The following is a 15,944-nucleotide window of genomic DNA, read 5'->3' on the forward strand; positions in this document are numbered from 1 at the left end:
TCGCTGCTACACAACGATGTCGCTGTGACTCCTCAGGGGCACCCACCGCGATCGGCCCTCGACGCTGGGCGGTGCGGCGGGTAGCCGATCGGCGCGGGCGAGTGGGCCGAGGTTGAGGCGGGTGAGTTCCTCAATATCTGTGATGGGAACCTGGAACGTGCCAAAGGCGCCGAGCGGCGGCACGGGACGCAGATCTTCGGCCTCAGGGCGCGCTTGTGTGAGCTCGATCTCGCGGAGCGCCGCGCTCTGATCCAGCACATATCCGGTCGAGGCAAGGGTGTCGCCCTCGCTGACCCACGCTGCGACCTTCCAGAAGGCCAACGGGATCTGGATGCCGCGATAGAGCGGATCAGCCGCGGTGAAGATGGGGCCGGTGAAGACTGTGAGGTGAAGATCCCAGACGCGGGCGTGTTCGAGCACATAGTCCTCAAGGCCCGACCAGAGCACTTGTGATTGATTAAACCCGGCCACCTGGGGTGCGGCGTTCGTATAAACGAAGGTGTCGAAATTCGCTCTCGCGGCCACATCCGGCTCGCCCCAGACGGGATCCCGGCGGCGAACGAGATGACCCCGGTCGAGGTCGTTGCCGCGGTAGAGCTCTGGCCCTGCCTGATCCGTGGCGGGGATGCGCTCATCCAGATGCCAGTAGTCCCCGCGCTCCACGTCGACGAGGAAGGCTCCATCGATATTGACGGCCGTCGCAGCCGCCAAGCGACGGGGGCGATCGAGCAGAACCGTGAAATGCGTGTAGTCAAGCTCGATGATGTCGCGGTCACTGCCCGCGCGGGGCAGGGGCACGGGCGCCTGCAGAAAATCGGGGGAGTATCCGGAATCCGCTGGCGCATCCTGCGCGCTCTGCTGAGCCGATTGGGCGGTCATGGACGCAACGGTAGGCCCGCGTGCTGGTAACGGGGCGTGGGTTCACCCGCTGCCGGCATCCGATCTTGGCGCGCGCCGCCGATCCAGAGCACGGCCGCTCCCGCGATCAGAATGGTCGTGATAACCCAGTCCACCCATGCGGGGGTTTGATGCACGCTCGCGAGCTGCACGAAATTGAAGAGCGCGTGGAACGCGATGGTGGGCCAGATGCTTGCGGTTCGCACGTAGATGCATCCGGCGGCGAGTCCGAATGCCACCGCGAAGATGATCTGCCTCACGGTCGTCTCGAGGTCCTGCCCCGAAAGCGCGTTCACGGAGTGGGCGAGCGCGAAGGCAACACTCGACACGATGACGGCGCGGAGGATTCCCTTGGGGGCAAGAGCTGCAATGAAGATGGATCGAAAGAGCGTCTCTTCGACGAAGGCCACGAGGAGCACCAGGCCCACTATGCCGAGCCACTCCGCGACTGAGTGAGGGGCCATCCCTCCCGTGTAGGCAACGGTGAGCGCGAGTACGGCGGCGAGGGTGATGCCTGCCGTGAGCGCCGTAGAGGCCCGCAGTCTCGGCGCGCGAAAGCCGAGCAGGTGCCAGCGTTTGGTGGCCCACGCCCAGAGGGTTATGGCAATCGCCACCGGTGCGAACACCAGGGGGACCGGCGAAAGCCCGGGGGCGCCGAGCACAAAGAGCATCGTTCCGGCTACCCCGAGCAGCAGGATCAGGGCCAGCGTCATGAGAGCGACGAAAGCGTAGGGGCGGCGGATAGCGACTGAACGAGGGTGCATGGGACTTCTTCCTCTGGGACTCGCTAGAATACGAGTGTATTTTCCATAGAATACACATGTATTCGATCGGAATGAGACAGGGCACCAAAAATGACCAGATCCGATGAACTAGCCGGGGCCGCGCTGCGCCTCATCGCGCGCGACGGTCTCACCGGCGTGACCTTTCGCGCCGTCGCGGCGGAGTCGGGGTGGTCTCTGGGTGCTGTGCAAAAGACGTTCGCCTCCAAGGGCGAGCTGCTGGGGGCAACGCTGCAGTATGCGCAGGCGACCGTTGCGCATCAGATCGAGGGCGAGCCGGGTCGACCGACACTTCGAGCGTGGCTGGTCAACCTCGTGATGGGCACATTGCCTCTCGACGAGTTTCGGAGAAGTGCGTGCCTCGTCTCGATCGCCTTCTCGGACCTCGCGCCGTTCGACCCCGCGGTCGCCGAGTCGCTGAGGGCAGGGGATGCGCAGCTGAGGCATAGGCTGCAGATGCTCGCGCGCCGTGCGCAGGCCGAGGGGGAGCTGAGCCCCAACGTCGACGGGGAGCATCTGATGCGCGGCGTGCTCGCCTTCGCCGCAGGCTTCGCCTCTCAGCTGCTGTACGACCCCATTGACGAGCATGCAGCGCGGCAGATCGTGGAAGCCACGATGCTCGCCCTCGTCCCCGACATCCCGCAGGCATCCGAAGTCTCTTTCAACCCCGACCCCTGATGCTGCGTCGGCATTCGGTCTTAGTCTCTGCCCATGACTCTGCTCGCAGATGTGCACTCCGCCTCGGCCCCAGAGCCTTTTTCGATTGCGGTTTCTGATGCTGCCCTCGCCGACCTGCGCTCGCGGCTTGAGGCAACGAGGCTGCCAGCTCAGACGCCGTCGGAACCCTGGGGTGCCGGTGTCGACATTCCCTACCTGCACGACCTCGTGGGCTACTGGCGCGACGGCTTCGACTGGCGTCGCGCCGAAATCGCCCTTAATCGGGTGCCGCAGTTCACGGTGGGAATCGGCGGAGACCGCGTGCACTTCGCGCACCTCATCGGGGCGGAACCCGCCGCCCGAAACGACGCGATTCCGATCATCCTGAGCCACGGGTGGCCATATTCCTTCATCGAGATGCTGCCCTTGGCGCGGATGCTGGCGGAGGACGGGTTCGAGGTTGTTGTGCCGTCGCTGCCCGGGTTCGGTTTATCGGAGCCCATGAATGAGCCGTTCGTGAGCGACGCGGTCGCCGCGCGATGGAACGCGCTGATGACGGCGGTGCTCGGATATGAGCGATATGCCACATACGGCGAGGATGTTGGCACCTGGGTGAGCGACCGGCTCGCCGCGAATTACCCCGATTCGGTGCTGGGGCTTTTCGCCACTCATGCGGCGTTCCCGCCCGAGGAGCGACGCCACAATCTCACGCAAGAAGAGGAGACCTTTATCGGGTGGCTCGACGCCAAATGGGCGAGGGCAAGCGCCTATAGTGAACAGCAGTCGACCCGCCCGGACACTCTCGCGGTGGGTCTGACCGACTCTCCCGCGGGGCTCGCCGCGTGGCTCGTCGAGAAGTTTCGCGAGTGGAGCGGAACCGCCGATATTGACGACTATTGGAGCCGTGACGAGATGCTCACGACGATCAGCCTCTACTGGTTCACCGGGTCGATCGGCACGAGCTTCCGGGCGTATTACGACGACCAGTTCGAGACGCCGATGCCCATGATCCATGTGCCGGTCGGGGTTTCGGTGCAGCACGGCGAGCGCGGTTTCCCTCGCAGTTACGCGGAGCGAACCTACTCCGACATTCGGTTCTGGAGTCAGATGCCGACGGGAGGCCACTTCACTGCCAAGCAGTCGCCCCGGCTCGTGGCCGCCAGTATGAAGGCGTTTTTTCACGCAGTCGTCTAGATCGGGGATGGTGCGAATGGTGTTCATCAGCGTTGTGATTCCCTCGCTGAACGATGCCCGCATGCTTGAGCGCTGCCTGGCTGCGCTAGCGCAGCAGACCCGAGCGCCCGACGAGGTGATCGTGGTTGACAACGGCTCGACGGATGACACGGCCGAGGTGGGGCGGGCGGCGGGGGCGACGGTCGTGACGGAGCCGCGCAGGGGAGTGTTGCGCGCAACCGCAGCAGGGTTCGATGCGGCCAAGGGTGACATCCTGGGTCGGCTCGACGCGGATTCCCGTCCCGCTCCCGATTGGGTGGCCAGGGTTGAGGAGCGATTCACCGCTGACCCCACCCTTTTTGGACTCACCGGCCCCGGGGACTTTTATGACTGCGGGCCGGTCTGGCAGTTCATCGGCAAGAACATCTATATCGGCGGCTACTACTGGCTCATGTCGCTGTTCCTCGGCCAAGTGCCTCTTTTTGGATCGAATATGGCGATCCGCAGGGAGACCTGGCTCGACGTTCGAACCCGGATTCATCGCGACAACCCCCGGGTGCACGATGACATGGACATCAGCTTCGCCCTCGACCCCGCGATGGCGGTTGAGCTGGATGACCGACTCACTGCGTACATTTCCGCTCGACCGTTCGACACCCTGGGTGGGTTCTTACGGAAGGCCGATTGGGCCTGCCGCAGCATGGTCATCTACCTTTCCGAGGTGAGCTGGCTCGATCGCCGGCGGCTGAGGGCCGAAGCTCGTCGGCGTCGGGCCGACGAGCGGTTCAGGACTGCATGAACTCGAGCATGGCCTCTGCGAGCTGGTGTGGTGCCGTCTCGCACGGGCTGTGCCCCGTTGGCAGCACGAGGAGGTTAGCGCCCAACCGCTCGGCGAAGGCGAGGTGTGATGTGGCCTGCCACACGTCGCCGGTTCCCGTGACCACCAGGACCGGCAGGTTCGTGGCACGCAGCCTCTCGGCGAAGTCTGGGGTGCGCTTCATGAGGGCCAGGATGTCTCCAACACTCGAGGGGCGCGTGAGCTCGAATCGAGCGCGAACAAACTGGGCGCGGTCGGCCGGGGCGCGGTGCACATTGAGCCGGAGCGCCGTGATGAAGGGGCGGCCCAGCCTCCTGCCGGGCACGGCGTAGCTCAGGGTGCCGATGCGTTTGAAGCCTCGAAGTGCCTGCCCCGACAGTGGGGGAGCCGACATCAGCGTGAGGCTGGCGAATAGCTCGGGGCGCAGCGAGGCGACGGTGCCGGCGATCGTGCCGGCGAACGAGTAGCCCAGCACATGAGCGGGTGTCGCCCCATCCTCTAGCACGGCAACGAGGTCGTCTTCGAACAGCTTGTAGGTGTACCGAAGCTGGGGAGGGGCGAGGTTCTCGGGACCCGCTGCCGATGACTCGTATTGCCCGGCCATGTCGTAGGCCTCGACCCGATATCCGGCGGCGGCAAGCAGGGGAAGCATGAGAATGAAGTCTTCTTTGGAACCGGTCATGCCGGGAACCAGCACGACGCGATCGCCGCCGATGGGGCCGAGGGAGATTCTGCTGAGCAGGCCGCTCGGCGCCGCGACACTATCTTTTTCGACTCCGACGGGAAGCAGCGCCCAGTCGGTTGCGGCGAGCGCCTCGTCGAGCTGCCTCGCCGTGACGGCGGGCTTGGTTGCATCATCCTCGGGGAGCGCGCTCATGGGCGAATGCTAACCCAGGTACGAAGCACGGCAACCCGGTATTTGCTGCGCCTTCCTGGGCTAGCCGTGCTGATCTCCGATGACGTTTAGTTGCCCCAGGCAATTATCGGCGTAGACTTAACGTATGGATGATGTCGCCACCCCGCCGCGTTCGGGGAGTGCAGAAACCGTCGAGAGCGGCGTGCTCGCCGCGCTAACCGGGCTCATGTCCCGCTGGTCGTCGAGCGACGTGCAGTCCCGCATTGCCCAGGGAGTGGGCGTGGCCCTCGACGCGAGCGAAGTGCGGGCAATCTACGTGCTCGGGATGAGGGGCGGTGCCGCACGACCGAGCGAGCTCGCCCACCAGCTTCACCTGACGCGGCCCACCGCATCCAAGCTCATCGCCCGGCTCGCGGCGGACGGCCTTGTGGAGAAGACCGTTGACCCATCAGACGGCCGCGCCGCCGTGGTGAGGCTGACGGAGTCGGGAGAACACACGCTCACGCGACTGCGTTCCGCCGGCGATGGGCTCATAGCCCACGCGACCCAAGGGTGGACGGCGGAGGAGTCATCCGCGCTTGCCGACCTGCTCGGGCGGTTCGTCGACGGGCTCATGCGAGCTACGCCGACCCCTCCGGACGAACCCGTCGCCGCGCGCGCCTCATCCACCGAACCAGAACCGAACTAACAAGAAGAACCGAACCAACAACAAGAAAGGCGCACACCATGTCGCGCACATACGTAGTCACCGGATCGGCGTCGGGCATCGGCGCAGCAACCGCGAGCATCCTGCGCTCCCGCGGGGACAAGGTCATCGGCATCGATCTGAAGGATGCCGAGGTCGTCGCAGATCTCTCAACCCCTGAAGGCCGCACGACAGCAGCGACCCAGGCGAGCGAACTTGCCGGAGGAGCCGTCGACGCCGTGATCGCCTGCGCCGGAATCTCTGCGCCGATTTCCAAGACCATGGCCATCAACTATTTTGGTGTCACCGAGCTGCTGACCCAGTTGCTGCCGGCGCTGCGGGCATCCGAATCGCCCCGCGCAGCCGTGGTCTCCTCCATGGCATCACTGCAGCAGAACTCACCAGAACTCGTCGCTGCCGCCCTCTCGGGCGACGAGGCTGCTGCGCTCGCCCTCGGAGATGCGCTCGCCGCAGAGGGCCCGCAGATGGGATACCTCAACTACCCGTCGTCGAAGCGGGCGCTCTCTCGCTGGGTTCGTCGCGCCGCCGTTTCGAGCGACTGGGCTGGCTCAGGCATCCCCCTCAACGCGGTAGCACCCGGCACCGTGATCACCCCGATGACTGCCGAGCTGTTGGCAACCCCAGAGAGCGCGGCGATGGTAGACAAGCACGTGCCGATGCCGCTCAACTCGCACCAGCCGCCGGAGTCGGTCGCCCACGCGCTCATCTGGCTCACGAGCCCCGAGAACACGCACATGGCTGGGCAGACGATCTATGTCGACGGCGGGGCGGATGCCACGCTCCGCGGCGATGACGTTTGGTCGTGGAACGACTAACGCACGGCAGCGACAAGCTCTGGGCACCGGCTAGCTCAGGGCACCGGCTCGCTCTGGGCACCGGCTAGCCCCGTCGGCCGGGCGGTGCCCAGAGACGCGGTGCCGGGGCTAGTGTTCGCACTGTGAAGAATCCTCCCCTCGGATGGGCGCGATCATGATCGTTGCGGTTCTCATCCTGTCGAGCCCCGACAAGGCCAGGGCGGCGCTTATTCAGGGGGTCATCCCGCTGCTGGGTGTTATTGCTCTGGCCGTCGGTCTCGCCGTGTAGCACCGGCCGGACCATGGTTGTTCAACGACTGCACCTGGCCCTTTTGCTTGCGCTCACGTTCTCCACGGGGGTCGTGGATGCTGTCGGTTATCTCACGCTCGATCGGGTGTCGTGGGCAACATGACCGGCAACGTTCTCGCCGCGGCCGCGGCCGCGGCCGCATCGCGCGAAGCGCCCGGCGGTCTCGGCCTAGCCGCGCGCTAAAGTGAACGGGCTATGGCTGACTCGCTGACCACCCTCACGCGCAGAGTTCTCTTTGCGCCGCTCGACGAGCCCGGCCGCACCGAGACGGTCGTGAGCCGCATCCGCTCAGCGATCACCCTGGGCATCTATGCCAATGGCGAGCAGCTCCCGAGCGAGATCGACCTCGCGGCGCAGCTGTCCATCTCGCCCGTGACCCTGCGCGATGCCCTCAAGGTGGTGCGAGAAGAGGGTCTTGTGCGCACGACCCGTGGCCGGTCGGGCGGCACCTTCGTGATCGCCCCCGACGAATCGAATATGCGGTTCTTCGAAAGCTCGCTTGCGCAGCTAACCCCCATCGAACTGCGTGACCTTCTTGACTGGCAGACGGCTCTCACCGGCCAGGCCGCGATTCTCGCGACCGAGCGCGCCTCTGCCCACGACATCCAGACTCTCGAAGCCACGGCGAGCCGCCTTCGAGATGCAGAGGACCCGATCTCGGCTCGGCGAGCGAACTCGCGTTTTCTCATCGAACTCGCCGCGAGTTCCCGCTCGAGCCGCATCAGCAAGGCCTCGATAACGATGCAGATCGAGTTCTCGCCTCATGCGATGCTCGTGTTCCGCGACCGCGGCGCGCGGGCCGGCACGTCTGTGCTCGCGAGGCAGCTCGTCGAGGCGGTTGCCGCGCGGGAGACCGAGCAGGCCCACGCGGCGGCTAACAGGCTCAATGATTTTCTCGGCGAGGGCATCACCCACCTTCACCACGCGCTCCGCGAGCGCGAGGGCGGTGTGGCTGGCCCAGAAACCGGCAGCATGAGTGCTGTCACGGCAGAAACAGGAGGCCGCCCATGATTGGTGATGACATCGTCAACGAGTTCGACGAACCGGTCGCGTTCGTGCGCCAGGTGCTCAGCGATCTCGCCGAGCGTGTGGTGGCGCTGCGTGGCTCGGGCAGCCTTGGCCCCCAGCATCTCGCCGCGATGTCGAGTGCGCTCGAACCGGTGTGCGCCGATGCCATCACACCGGAGCATCCCGAGATCGTGGGGGTCGGCGTGGTGTGGGTCGCTGACGAGACGGCAGGGGATGCCTCTGGCATGCTGTGGTGGCGAGCGGACGGAGGCGTGCTTGCCCCCAAGATGCACGTCTATAACCCCGAATCCGATACCTATTACGACTACGGGCGGTCGGAATGGTTCCGTGCCGCGCGCGATAGCGAAGGCCTGGCGATTGTCGGCCCGTTCATCGATGCGTGGGGCACCGATGATCATGCGCTCACCCCCTCGATGGCGATCGTCGACGATGAGGGGCAGTTCATCGGCGTCGCGGCGGCAGATCTCGATGTTGCGGTGATTACCGGGCAGCTCGCGCGCATCCTCAGGCCGCACGGCGATCTGGTGTTGGCCGACGCCGAGGACCGTGCCGTCGCTTCTAATTACCCAATGCTCAGCCCCGGACTGCGGGTGGAGCCGTTCCTCACTAAGTCGGGGTACCGGGTCGCCGAGAGGGTGTCGCTGCACACGCACGGCTGGCAGCTCTTGAGGCTTGCACGGCTCTAAGAGCCCCACCGCACGGCCTGAGGGCGTAGCGCACGACGTGTGCTGCGCCCCTTTTTTTCTGCCCTGAATGCCTGCTTTTGGGCGCCACCATATAGCCCTGGCTGCCGCGTCGCTGTGATGTTTCAGCCACGTAAACAATGCGGAAAACGGCCGGGCCTCGCTAAAAGCGATAGTACTGTAGTGTTCCACCACCGGGCACCAGCCCGGAGCGGTCGCACAGATGCCATCACTCCTGAGCGACCAGATCGTTGAAGCACGCAGGGAGAGAACCACGTGAGCACTGACCGCAGAATCGTCATCATCGGCGCCGGCGTTGCCGGACTGACCACCGCACTAGAGCTTGCGGAGATGGGGTTCACCGACGTCACGGTCCTCGAGCAGTTCGGCCCGGGATTTGGTTCGTCGAGCAAATCAGCCGGCGTCATCGAGACCCAGTACCTCGACCGCTCTGGCATTCACGTGCGGGATTTCGGCCTGCGGTACTACGAGCGCTTCGCCGCCGACTACGGCATTCTCCTGGCCCGCTCCGGCTACCTGCGCTACGGCGCCACCGACGCAGACCTCGAGATCTTTCAGCAGAGCATCGACATCCAGCGTGAGTTCGGCATCACCGACCCCATCATCATGACCCCCCGCGAGATCGAGCAGCGCTGGCCGCGCCTCATCACGGATGACCGCGCCGGCGCCGTATTCGGCCCATCGGACGGGCACGTCGACAGCTATGAATACGTGCTGCGTGCGGCCGCGGTGCTCACGGCCAAGGGCGTTTCTGTGCAGAACGGCATCACCGTCGTATCGGCAACCCAGGGTTCCGACGAAAGCTGGTCGATCGAGACCAACAACGGCACGTTCGTCGCCGACGTCGTCGTCAACGCGGCTGGCCCGTGGGCCCGCAAGGTAGCCGACCTGTTCGGAACCCCCGTTCCCCAGAACAACCAGCTGCGCCCCAAGGTCAAGATTCACCACGAAGAGGCCATCGACCCGCTGATCCCGTTCGTCATGGACTACGTTCCCGGCTCCGGGCTCGACGGCATCTACTTTCGCTCAGAGACGCCCAACGAGATCTTCGTCGGCATCCACACGGACGAGAGCATCCAGGAGGAGCGCGACCCCGAGGCAGCCCTGGGCGCAGCGCCGCAGGAGTTCATCGACCGTGTTCGCGAGCTGCTGCCGATGCGCCTGCGCGAGCCCCAGGGAATGTCGCTCGGCCGCACCTGGACCGGGCTATACGCAATCTCGCCCGACAACAAGCCGATCGTGAGCCTCCACCCCGACGCCACGAACATCGTGCACGTCATGGGTGCCGGCGGGTCAGGCATCCAGCTCGCCCCCGCGATGGGGCGCATCGCAGCAGAACTCGCGGCCACCGGCGAGACGACAACCTTCGCAGGAACCGACTGGAGCCTCGGCCGCTTCGCCAACAAGCACTAGTCGTCACACCCGACCCGCATCTCGATAGACCCCCGCTATTCAGAAGGAGCACCACCATGGCATCCGTCAACTACGCGTCAACGAGCCTGGGCGATGAAGCCCTCGACCTGGCCTATGAGGCCGCGCTCGTCAGCATCCGGTCAGAAGAATCGCCCATCGAATCGAACCTGATTGGCGGAGAGCAGCACGTCTCTGAAACGGTGATCGAGCGCATCGACCCCGTCGAGGGCAGCACTCGTGTCGGCGCAGCGTATGCGGCGACGCCTGAGCAGGTAACGGCAGCGATCACTGCCGCCCGCGGTCAGGCCAAGGCATGGCGCAAGCGCGATTTTCGCGAACGCAACGCTATGCTGCTCGCGGCGCGCACCGATGTTGAGTTCGAACTGACCCGCGTTGCCGCGATCCTGTCGGCGGAGACAGGCAAGACCCGCCTAGAGGCGTATGGCGAAGCGCAAGAGGTGCTCGACATGATCTCGCACTACTGCGAGCTCTTCGAGAAGAACAACGGTTACGCGGCCCAGCAGAAGTCCACTGAGCGCGAGCAGAACCTCGACATCCTCGTGCCCTACGGCGCCTTTGCCGTGATCGCTCCCTTCAACTTTCCCGTAGCCCTCACGGTGGGAATGATGGTCGGAGCCCTCGTCACCGGCAACACTGTCGTACTCAAGCCGAGCGATAAGACCCCGCGCTCGACCGCCGCGATCGGCGACATCTTCGCCCGCCACCTGCCCGCCGGCGTCATCAACGTGATTCATGGCGGAGCAGAGGTCGGCCGGATGCTCGCCGAGGGCGATGTCGACGGCATCGCGTTCACGGGCTCGGCCCAGGTGGGGTGGCAGCTCTTCGAGATGGCGGGACCCCGTGGGTTTCAGCGCCCGGTTCTCGCAGAAATGGGCGGCCAGAACCCGGCCATCGTGGCGGCGAGCGCCAACCTCGATGACGCCGCGGCCGGCATCGTGCGTTCGGCATTCGGTCTCTCAGGCCAGAAGTGCAGCGCCTGCCGCAGGGTGATCGTGGACGAGTCGGTGGCCGATGAACTGATCGCCAAGATCAAGGAGCGCGCAGAGCAGCTCGTCGTGGGCGACCCGATGGATCGTGCAACGAACCTCGGACCCGTCATTGACGACGCCATTGGAGCCCGCCTCGATGCTGCGCTTGCGACGGCGGCAGAGCACGGCACGATCGTGACGGGCGGTCGCCTCGACCGTGACGGCAACTTCTTCGCACCCATCGTGGTGAGCGACCTGCCCCTCGGCCACGCGCTCACCAAGGACGAGCTCTTTGGCCCGTTCCTCACCGTCATCAAGGTCAACGGCATGGACGAGGCTCTCGCCGAAGCGAATGCCGTCGACTATGGCCTCTCGGCCGGAGTCTTCTCGCAGGTCGATGAGGAGATCGAGCAGTTCTACGACGAGATCGAGGCGGGAGTTCTCTACTCCAACCGTGCCGACGGCGCGACGACGGGTGCATGGCCCGGCGTGCAGTCGTTCTGCGGCTGGAAGCGCTCGGGCACGTCAGGCAAGGGTGGACTCGGCCTCCACTACCTCCCCGGCTTCATGCGCGAGCAGAACCGAACCATTGTGAGCAACGGATGATCGCGCGCGAGGCCTACCTCGAACACCCGCTTCCCTCCCGCGCCACCCGAGTGATGACGCGGGGCAACACCCGCTCAACGCTCTTCGTGCCGCCCGCGCCGCCCTACGCGGTTCAGGGTGCCGGCAGCATTGTCACTGACCAGCTCGGTCACAGGGTGATCGACTGCAACAACAACTACACGGCGCTCATCCACGGCCATGCAGTACCGCAGATCACTGAAGCCGTTACCGGTCTGATCGGCAGAGGCACCGCGTTTGGTCTGCCAACCGAAAGCGAAATCGGCCTAGCCGAGCTTCTCGCCAAGCGGACCGGACACTCAACGTGGCGCTTCTCTAACTCGGGCACCGAGGCCGTCATGACGGCCGTTCGGGCGGCGAGAGCATTCACGGGCCGCGACAAGCTCATTCGCTTCGAGGGCAGCTATCACGGAACATCCGATGCCGTCGTCAGCCGCACGGCGCCGGGAATCCCCGGCGGTGTGCGCGCTGACGTGATCGAGGTACCCCAGGGTGACCGCGAGGCATTCGATCGGGCGATGGCAGAGCACGGCAATGAGCTAGCCGCCGTGCTCATCGACCTGATGCCCAACCGCGCGGGTCTCGTACCCGCCGATGCCGCGTTTGTTGACCACGTTCGCGAGTCCACCCGACGCGTCGACGCACTCATGATCGTCGACGAGGTCATCACGCTGCGCATGGCAACGAACGGCCTCTCGGGTGCCTATGGTGTCGAACCCGACCTCATCACCGTGGGCAAGATCATCGGTGGGGGATTCGCTGTCGGCGGTGTCGGCGGCCGCGCCGACGTGCTCGCCGTCTTCGATCCCCTGGGCACCGGCACCGTAGGCTGGGGAGGCACGTTCAGCGCCAACCCCATCACGATGACGGCCGGCCGAATCGCAATGGAGTTGTTTGACGACCAGGCGGTTGCCGACCTGAATGACCGCGGGGATGCCCTGCGAAACGCCCTCACTGAGGCGGGTGTCGCCGTGAGCGGAAGCGGGTCTCTGACGAGACTGCGCGAGCCACTCGACCTCGGCGAGCTCTGGTGGGCTGCGTACGAGCGCGGAGTAATGCTCGGCACCAATGGACTGCTTGCCCTGTCGACGGCGATGTCGGCCGACGATCTCGAGGCAATCGAACGCGCCTGCGTTGACGCCGTGCACGCGCTGCGAGGAAGGAACTGACATGACGGACCACACAAACGAGGCTGCGCCCATCCTGCGGCTCGAGCACATCCACAAGACCTACGGCGATCACACCGCCGTCGGTGACGTGTCGCTCGACGTCAACAAGGGCGAGGTCGTCGCGATCATCGGCCCGAGCGGCTCAGGCAAGAGCACTCTTCTGCGCTGCATCAACCAGCTGGAGGTTCCCGACTCAGGAACCCTTGAGGTGCTGGGCAGCAACATCGACTTCGCGGGCCGCGTTTCGGCCGCAGACCTGCTCGACCTGCGCCGCAAGGTCGGCATGGTGTTTCAGTCGTTCAACCTGTTCCCACACATGAGTGTGCTGCGCAACGTTTCGTTCCCGCAGGAGCGGGTGCTCGGCCGCAGCAGGGCTGAGGCCGATGCTCGCTCCCGCGAGCTGCTCGAGCGCGTCGGCCTCGGCGCCAAGATGGATGCCTACCCGCAGAAGTGTTCCGGCGGGCAGCAGCAGCGCGTCGCGATTGCGCGCGCACTAGCTCTTGACCCGCAGATCATGCTCTTCGACGAGCCGACATCGGCGCTCGACCCCGAGCTGGGGCTCGAGGTGCTGGCCGTCATGCGCCAGCTCGCCGACATCGGCATGACGATGATTGTGGTCACCCACGAGATTCACTTCGCCGCCGATGTGGCCGACCGCCTCATCGTGATGGCGGATGGCGCGATCATCGAGGAGGGGGAGCCGCGCGAGCTGCTCGCCAACCCCACGACCGAGCGCGCGAGAAAGTTTCTCTCGGCCATTACGGACCGCTGATGGATCTGTTTCTCAAGATCCTTGCCGCTGTTCCGGTCACGCTTTTTGTGACCCTGGTCAGCTTCGCAATCGGCGCACTTCTCGCCCTCCCGCTCGCAGCGGGCAGGCGGGCACCGTATGCCATCGTTCGCGTGCTCAGCAAGGCCGTGATCGACATCCTGCGCGGCATCCCGCCGGTCGTGTTCATCTTCATCCTGTTCTTCGGAGTGGGCTCGTCGGTGATCCGCTGGGACCCCGTGGTCGCCTCGATTATGGGTCTCGGGCTGATTTCGGCCGGTCATCTGGCTGAGATCTACCGGGGTGGTCTGCTGGCGGTGCCCGCTGGGCAGTTTGAGGCCTCATCCGCTCTCGGGCTCGGTCGCGCGACCATCTTTGCCAATGTCATCGGGCCGCAGGCCTTTCGCGTGGCGATTCCCGGCATGGTGACGTGGCTGATCAGCCTGCTCAAGGACTCGTCGATCGTCTCGACTATTGGCGTTGTCGAAATCATGTTCGTCACCAATCAGGCGGCGCGCAGCACGGGGGAGGGGCTTCTGCCCTTCGTCATCGCCGGCGCGGTTTACATCGCCATCGGCAGCCCGCTCGCTGCCCTGTCTCGCTGGCTCGAAAAGAAACTCAGCTTCGGAAGGAGGGGCTAGGCCATGGAACTGCTTTCAGATTGGCTCGAATGGTCCCCGCGTTTGCTCTCCGGGCTCTGGGTGAGCGTGCAGGTCACGGCGCTCAGCCTGCTGGTCGGCATCCCGCTCGGGCTTGGGCTCGCCCTGCTCTCGTCGGTCAAGAGTCGCGTCGTTCGCATCCTCACGATGATCTTTATCGAGGTGGGGCGCGGAATGCCCGCGATCGTGATGCTGCAGATGGTCTATTTCGGTCTGCCCGAGTTCAACATCGTGCTCGACTCGTTTACGGCCACCGTCGTCGCCCTGTCGCTCACGACCTCCGCCTACACGAGTGAGATCATCCGGGCCGGCCTTCGTGCCGTGCCCGACGGTGAGATCGAGGCGGCCGATGCCCTCGGCATCAAGCGGCTCGACGTTATGCGCTTCATCGTGGTCCCGCAGGGCTTCCGCATCGCGCTTCCCACCCTCATGGGGTTCGCCATCCTCATCCTCCAGGTCAGCTCCCTCGCGTTCACGCTGGGTCTGCCCGAGTTGCTGAGCCAGGCCTACTCGGTGGGTGCATCCACCTTCCACTACCTCGAAGTGCTCACCCTCGCGGGGCTCATGTACCTCGTGATCACCGTGCCAGGGGGCTGGCTCGTCGAGAACTTCGAGAAGCGACTCAGCCGCCACCTGAGTTAGCCCCACCCAGCGTCACCAATCACAACCCGAAATATCCACACAACAAGGAGTCGAAATGAACAAGCGTTCTCTCACGGGCATCGGCGGCGTCGCCGTTGTGTCTGCACTGCTGCTTTCTGGATGCTCAGCCGCGTCGGAATCAACCGTCGCTGATGACTGCGAGCCCCGCACCGGGGTCGAGACGGTGAAGGAGGGTGTGCTCACGGTTGCGCTCACCAACACTCCGCCGTACTCGCTCGAGGCCGATGGCTCCATCTCTGGCATCGACAGCGACATGATGACCGAGTTCGCCGCGGAGGAGTGCCTGAGCATCGAGTTCGCGCCGTACACCTACGCGACCGCCATCCCGGCGACCGAGCAGGCCCGCGTTGACGTTGCTCTCGGTGGCTTCTACCGCACCGAGGCCCGCGCCGAGGTTGTTACCCTGAGCGACCCGCTCTACCTTGACGAGCTCAGCGTCTACTCCGAGGAGGGCTTCTCCACGGTCGACGAGCTGCTCGGCAAGACCATCGGAACCGTTGAGGGATACCTCTGGGTCGACGACCTCAAGAACCTGCCCGGCACCGAGACGCGCGTCTACCCCGACTCGCTGAGCCTGGCCCAGGACCTCAAGGCGGGCCGTCTGGATGCTGCCCTCGACGGCTATGGAGCCGCCACCATCGCCACCCAGGGCGAGGACTACGTGATCGAGGTCCTCAAGGAAGACGCTCGCGTCGACTCGACCAACGTGCCGTCGCAGACCGCTGTGCTCTTCGACCCCGCCAACACGGCGCTGTCCGACGCCTTCAACGCCCTCGCGGCCGAGATGCGTGAAGACGGCCGTCTGGTCAAGATCCTCGCCGCCTATGGCCTCCCGGCCTCGGCCGCCGAGGTGGGAGACTCGCGTCTGATCTAGCGTTCGCTAACGCACAAATCGGGCCCCCGCCACGCGGGGGCCCGATTTGTTTGGTTCAG

The 15,944-nt window shown here is 65.2% G+C and carries 18 protein-coding genes; 15 read left to right on the plus strand and 3 right to left on the minus strand.

The window, feature by feature from the left end; genetic code table 11:
• Positions 1-6: 6 nt before the first annotated feature.
• A complete protein-coding gene (locus tag C2138_RS05280; protein ID WP_108516094.1) occupies positions 7-879 on the minus strand; it encodes a DNA/RNA non-specific endonuclease in 873 nt (290 codons plus the stop codon).
• The gene (locus C2138_RS05285; protein ID WP_108516095.1) at positions 876-1,661 is read right to left on the minus strand and encodes a CPBP family intramembrane glutamic endopeptidase; all 786 of its coding nucleotides are present in this window, start codon (positions 1,659-1,661) and stop codon (positions 876-878) included. The genes C2138_RS05280 and C2138_RS05285 overlap by 4 nt, the downstream gene beginning before the upstream one ends.
• Positions 1,662-1,751: 90 nt before the next feature.
• Between C2138_RS05285 and C2138_RS05290 the strand changes: the two genes are divergently transcribed.
• From C2138_RS05290 to C2138_RS05300, 3 genes are read left to right on the plus strand one after another with little or no spacing between them, the layout of a single operon-like run.
• Positions 1,752-2,357 carry a TetR/AcrR family transcriptional regulator gene (locus tag C2138_RS05290; protein ID WP_108516097.1) on the plus strand — a complete coding sequence of 202 codons (606 nt, stop codon included), beginning with the start codon at positions 1,752-1,754 and terminating at the stop codon, positions 2,355-2,357.
• Between the two features lie 33 nt (positions 2,358-2,390).
• The gene (locus C2138_RS05295) at positions 2,391-3,530 is read left to right on the plus strand and encodes an epoxide hydrolase family protein (protein WP_108516099.1); all 1,140 of its coding nucleotides are present in this window, start codon (positions 2,391-2,393) and stop codon (positions 3,528-3,530) included.
• A 16-nt stretch (positions 3,531-3,546) separates the two neighbouring features.
• A complete protein-coding gene (locus C2138_RS05300) occupies positions 3,547-4,308 on the plus strand; it encodes a glycosyltransferase family 2 protein (protein ID WP_108518840.1) in 762 nt (253 codons plus the stop codon).
• Here C2138_RS05300 and C2138_RS05305 read toward each other — a convergent pair.
• On the minus strand, positions 4,295-5,203 hold the full coding sequence (locus C2138_RS05305) for an alpha/beta fold hydrolase (RefSeq protein ID WP_108516101.1): 909 nt from the start codon (positions 5,201-5,203) through the stop codon (positions 4,295-4,297). The genes C2138_RS05300 and C2138_RS05305 overlap by 14 nt on opposite strands.
• Before the next feature lie 124 nt (positions 5,204-5,327).
• Between C2138_RS05305 and C2138_RS05310 the strand changes: the two genes are divergently transcribed.
• The 12 genes from C2138_RS05310 to C2138_RS05370 all read left to right on the plus strand — a co-directional run bounded on the left by C2138_RS05310 (position 5,328) and on the right by C2138_RS05370 (position 15,885).
• Complete coding sequence (locus C2138_RS05310; protein ID WP_108516102.1) at positions 5,328-5,870, plus strand: MarR family winged helix-turn-helix transcriptional regulator; 543 nt, start codon at positions 5,328-5,330, stop codon at positions 5,868-5,870.
• Between the two features lie 38 nt (positions 5,871-5,908).
• Positions 5,909-6,703 carry an SDR family oxidoreductase gene (locus C2138_RS05315; RefSeq protein ID WP_108516104.1) on the plus strand — a complete coding sequence of 265 codons (795 nt, stop codon included), beginning with the start codon at positions 5,909-5,911 and terminating at the stop codon, positions 6,701-6,703.
• Between the two features lie 142 nt (positions 6,704-6,845).
• A complete protein-coding gene (locus C2138_RS05320) occupies positions 6,846-6,971 on the plus strand; it encodes a hypothetical protein (protein WP_332893519.1) in 126 nt (41 codons plus the stop codon).
• Between the two features lie 216 nt (positions 6,972-7,187).
• A complete protein-coding gene (locus tag C2138_RS05330; protein ID WP_108516105.1) occupies positions 7,188-8,003 on the plus strand; it encodes a FadR/GntR family transcriptional regulator in 816 nt (271 codons plus the stop codon).
• On the plus strand, positions 8,000-8,707 hold the full coding sequence (locus C2138_RS05335; protein ID WP_108516107.1) for a cache domain-containing protein: 708 nt from the start codon (positions 8,000-8,002) through the stop codon (positions 8,705-8,707). Before C2138_RS05330 ends, C2138_RS05335 begins: the two co-directional genes overlap by 4 nt.
• Before the next feature lie 273 nt (positions 8,708-8,980).
• Entirely contained in the window at positions 8,981-10,138 is a 1,158-nt protein-coding gene (locus C2138_RS05340) for an NAD(P)/FAD-dependent oxidoreductase (protein WP_108516109.1), read from the plus strand.
• 56 nt (positions 10,139-10,194) lie between these two features.
• Positions 10,195-11,733, plus strand: a complete 1,539-nt coding sequence (locus tag C2138_RS05345) for an aldehyde dehydrogenase family protein (RefSeq protein ID WP_108516111.1) — start codon at positions 10,195-10,197, stop codon at positions 11,731-11,733.
• On the plus strand, positions 11,730-12,920 hold the full coding sequence (locus tag C2138_RS05350) for an aminotransferase class III-fold pyridoxal phosphate-dependent enzyme (protein WP_108516113.1): 1,191 nt from the start codon (positions 11,730-11,732) through the stop codon (positions 12,918-12,920). The genes C2138_RS05345 and C2138_RS05350 overlap by 4 nt, the downstream gene beginning before the upstream one ends.
• A 1-nt stretch (position 12,921) precedes the next feature.
• Complete coding sequence (locus tag C2138_RS05355) at positions 12,922-13,692, plus strand: amino acid ABC transporter ATP-binding protein (RefSeq protein ID WP_108516114.1); 771 nt, start codon at positions 12,922-12,924, stop codon at positions 13,690-13,692.
• Positions 13,692-14,330: an amino acid ABC transporter permease gene (locus tag C2138_RS05360; RefSeq protein ID WP_108516116.1), complete on the plus strand. Its 639-nt coding sequence runs from the start codon at positions 13,692-13,694 to the stop codon at positions 14,328-14,330. The genes C2138_RS05355 and C2138_RS05360 overlap by 1 nt, the downstream gene beginning before the upstream one ends.
• Positions 14,331-14,333: 3 nt before the next feature.
• The gene (locus C2138_RS05365) at positions 14,334-14,990 is read left to right on the plus strand and encodes an amino acid ABC transporter permease (protein ID WP_108516118.1); all 657 of its coding nucleotides are present in this window, start codon (positions 14,334-14,336) and stop codon (positions 14,988-14,990) included.
• Between the two features lie 55 nt (positions 14,991-15,045).
• On the plus strand, positions 15,046-15,885 hold the full coding sequence (locus C2138_RS05370; protein WP_108516119.1) for a substrate-binding periplasmic protein: 840 nt from the start codon (positions 15,046-15,048) through the stop codon (positions 15,883-15,885).
• Positions 15,886-15,944: the final 59 nt, after the last annotated feature.

The organism is Salinibacterium hongtaonis (assembly GCF_003065485.1).
Classification (GTDB): domain Bacteria; phylum Actinomycetota; class Actinomycetes; order Actinomycetales; family Microbacteriaceae; genus Homoserinimonas; species Homoserinimonas hongtaonis.

Excerpts from the sequence above, each read along its gene's own strand:
- C2138_RS05280 (WP_108516094.1), bottom strand. The coding sequence starts at position 879 with ATGACCGCCCAATCGGCTCAGCAGAGCGCGCAGGATGCGCCAGCGGAT.
- C2138_RS05285 (WP_108516095.1), bottom strand. The coding sequence starts at position 1,661 with ATGCACCCTCGTTCAGTCGCTATCCGCCGCCCCTACGCTTTCGTCGCT.
- C2138_RS05290 (WP_108516097.1), top strand. The coding sequence starts at position 1,752 with ATGACCAGATCCGATGAACTAGCCGGGGCCGCGCTGCGCCTCATCGCG.
- C2138_RS05295 (WP_108516099.1), top strand. The coding sequence starts at position 2,391 with ATGACTCTGCTCGCAGATGTGCACTCCGCCTCGGCCCCAGAGCCTTTT.
- C2138_RS05300 (WP_108518840.1), top strand. The coding sequence starts at position 3,547 with ATGGTGTTCATCAGCGTTGTGATTCCCTCGCTGAACGATGCCCGCATG.
- C2138_RS05305 (WP_108516101.1), bottom strand. The coding sequence starts at position 5,203 with ATGAGCGCGCTCCCCGAGGATGATGCAACCAAGCCCGCCGTCACGGCG.
- C2138_RS05310 (WP_108516102.1), top strand. The coding sequence starts at position 5,328 with ATGGATGATGTCGCCACCCCGCCGCGTTCGGGGAGTGCAGAAACCGTC.
- C2138_RS05315 (WP_108516104.1), top strand. The coding sequence starts at position 5,909 with ATGTCGCGCACATACGTAGTCACCGGATCGGCGTCGGGCATCGGCGCA.
- C2138_RS05320 (WP_332893519.1), top strand. The coding sequence starts at position 6,846 with ATGGGCGCGATCATGATCGTTGCGGTTCTCATCCTGTCGAGCCCCGAC.
- C2138_RS05330 (WP_108516105.1), top strand. The coding sequence starts at position 7,188 with ATGGCTGACTCGCTGACCACCCTCACGCGCAGAGTTCTCTTTGCGCCG.
- C2138_RS05335 (WP_108516107.1), top strand. The coding sequence starts at position 8,000 with ATGATTGGTGATGACATCGTCAACGAGTTCGACGAACCGGTCGCGTTC.
- C2138_RS05345 (WP_108516111.1), top strand. The coding sequence starts at position 10,195 with ATGGCATCCGTCAACTACGCGTCAACGAGCCTGGGCGATGAAGCCCTC.
- C2138_RS05350 (WP_108516113.1), top strand. The coding sequence starts at position 11,730 with ATGATCGCGCGCGAGGCCTACCTCGAACACCCGCTTCCCTCCCGCGCC.
- C2138_RS05355 (WP_108516114.1), top strand. The coding sequence starts at position 12,922 with ATGACGGACCACACAAACGAGGCTGCGCCCATCCTGCGGCTCGAGCAC.
- C2138_RS05360 (WP_108516116.1), top strand. The coding sequence starts at position 13,692 with ATGGATCTGTTTCTCAAGATCCTTGCCGCTGTTCCGGTCACGCTTTTT.
- C2138_RS05365 (WP_108516118.1), top strand. The coding sequence starts at position 14,334 with ATGGAACTGCTTTCAGATTGGCTCGAATGGTCCCCGCGTTTGCTCTCC.
- C2138_RS05370 (WP_108516119.1), top strand. The coding sequence starts at position 15,046 with ATGAACAAGCGTTCTCTCACGGGCATCGGCGGCGTCGCCGTTGTGTCT.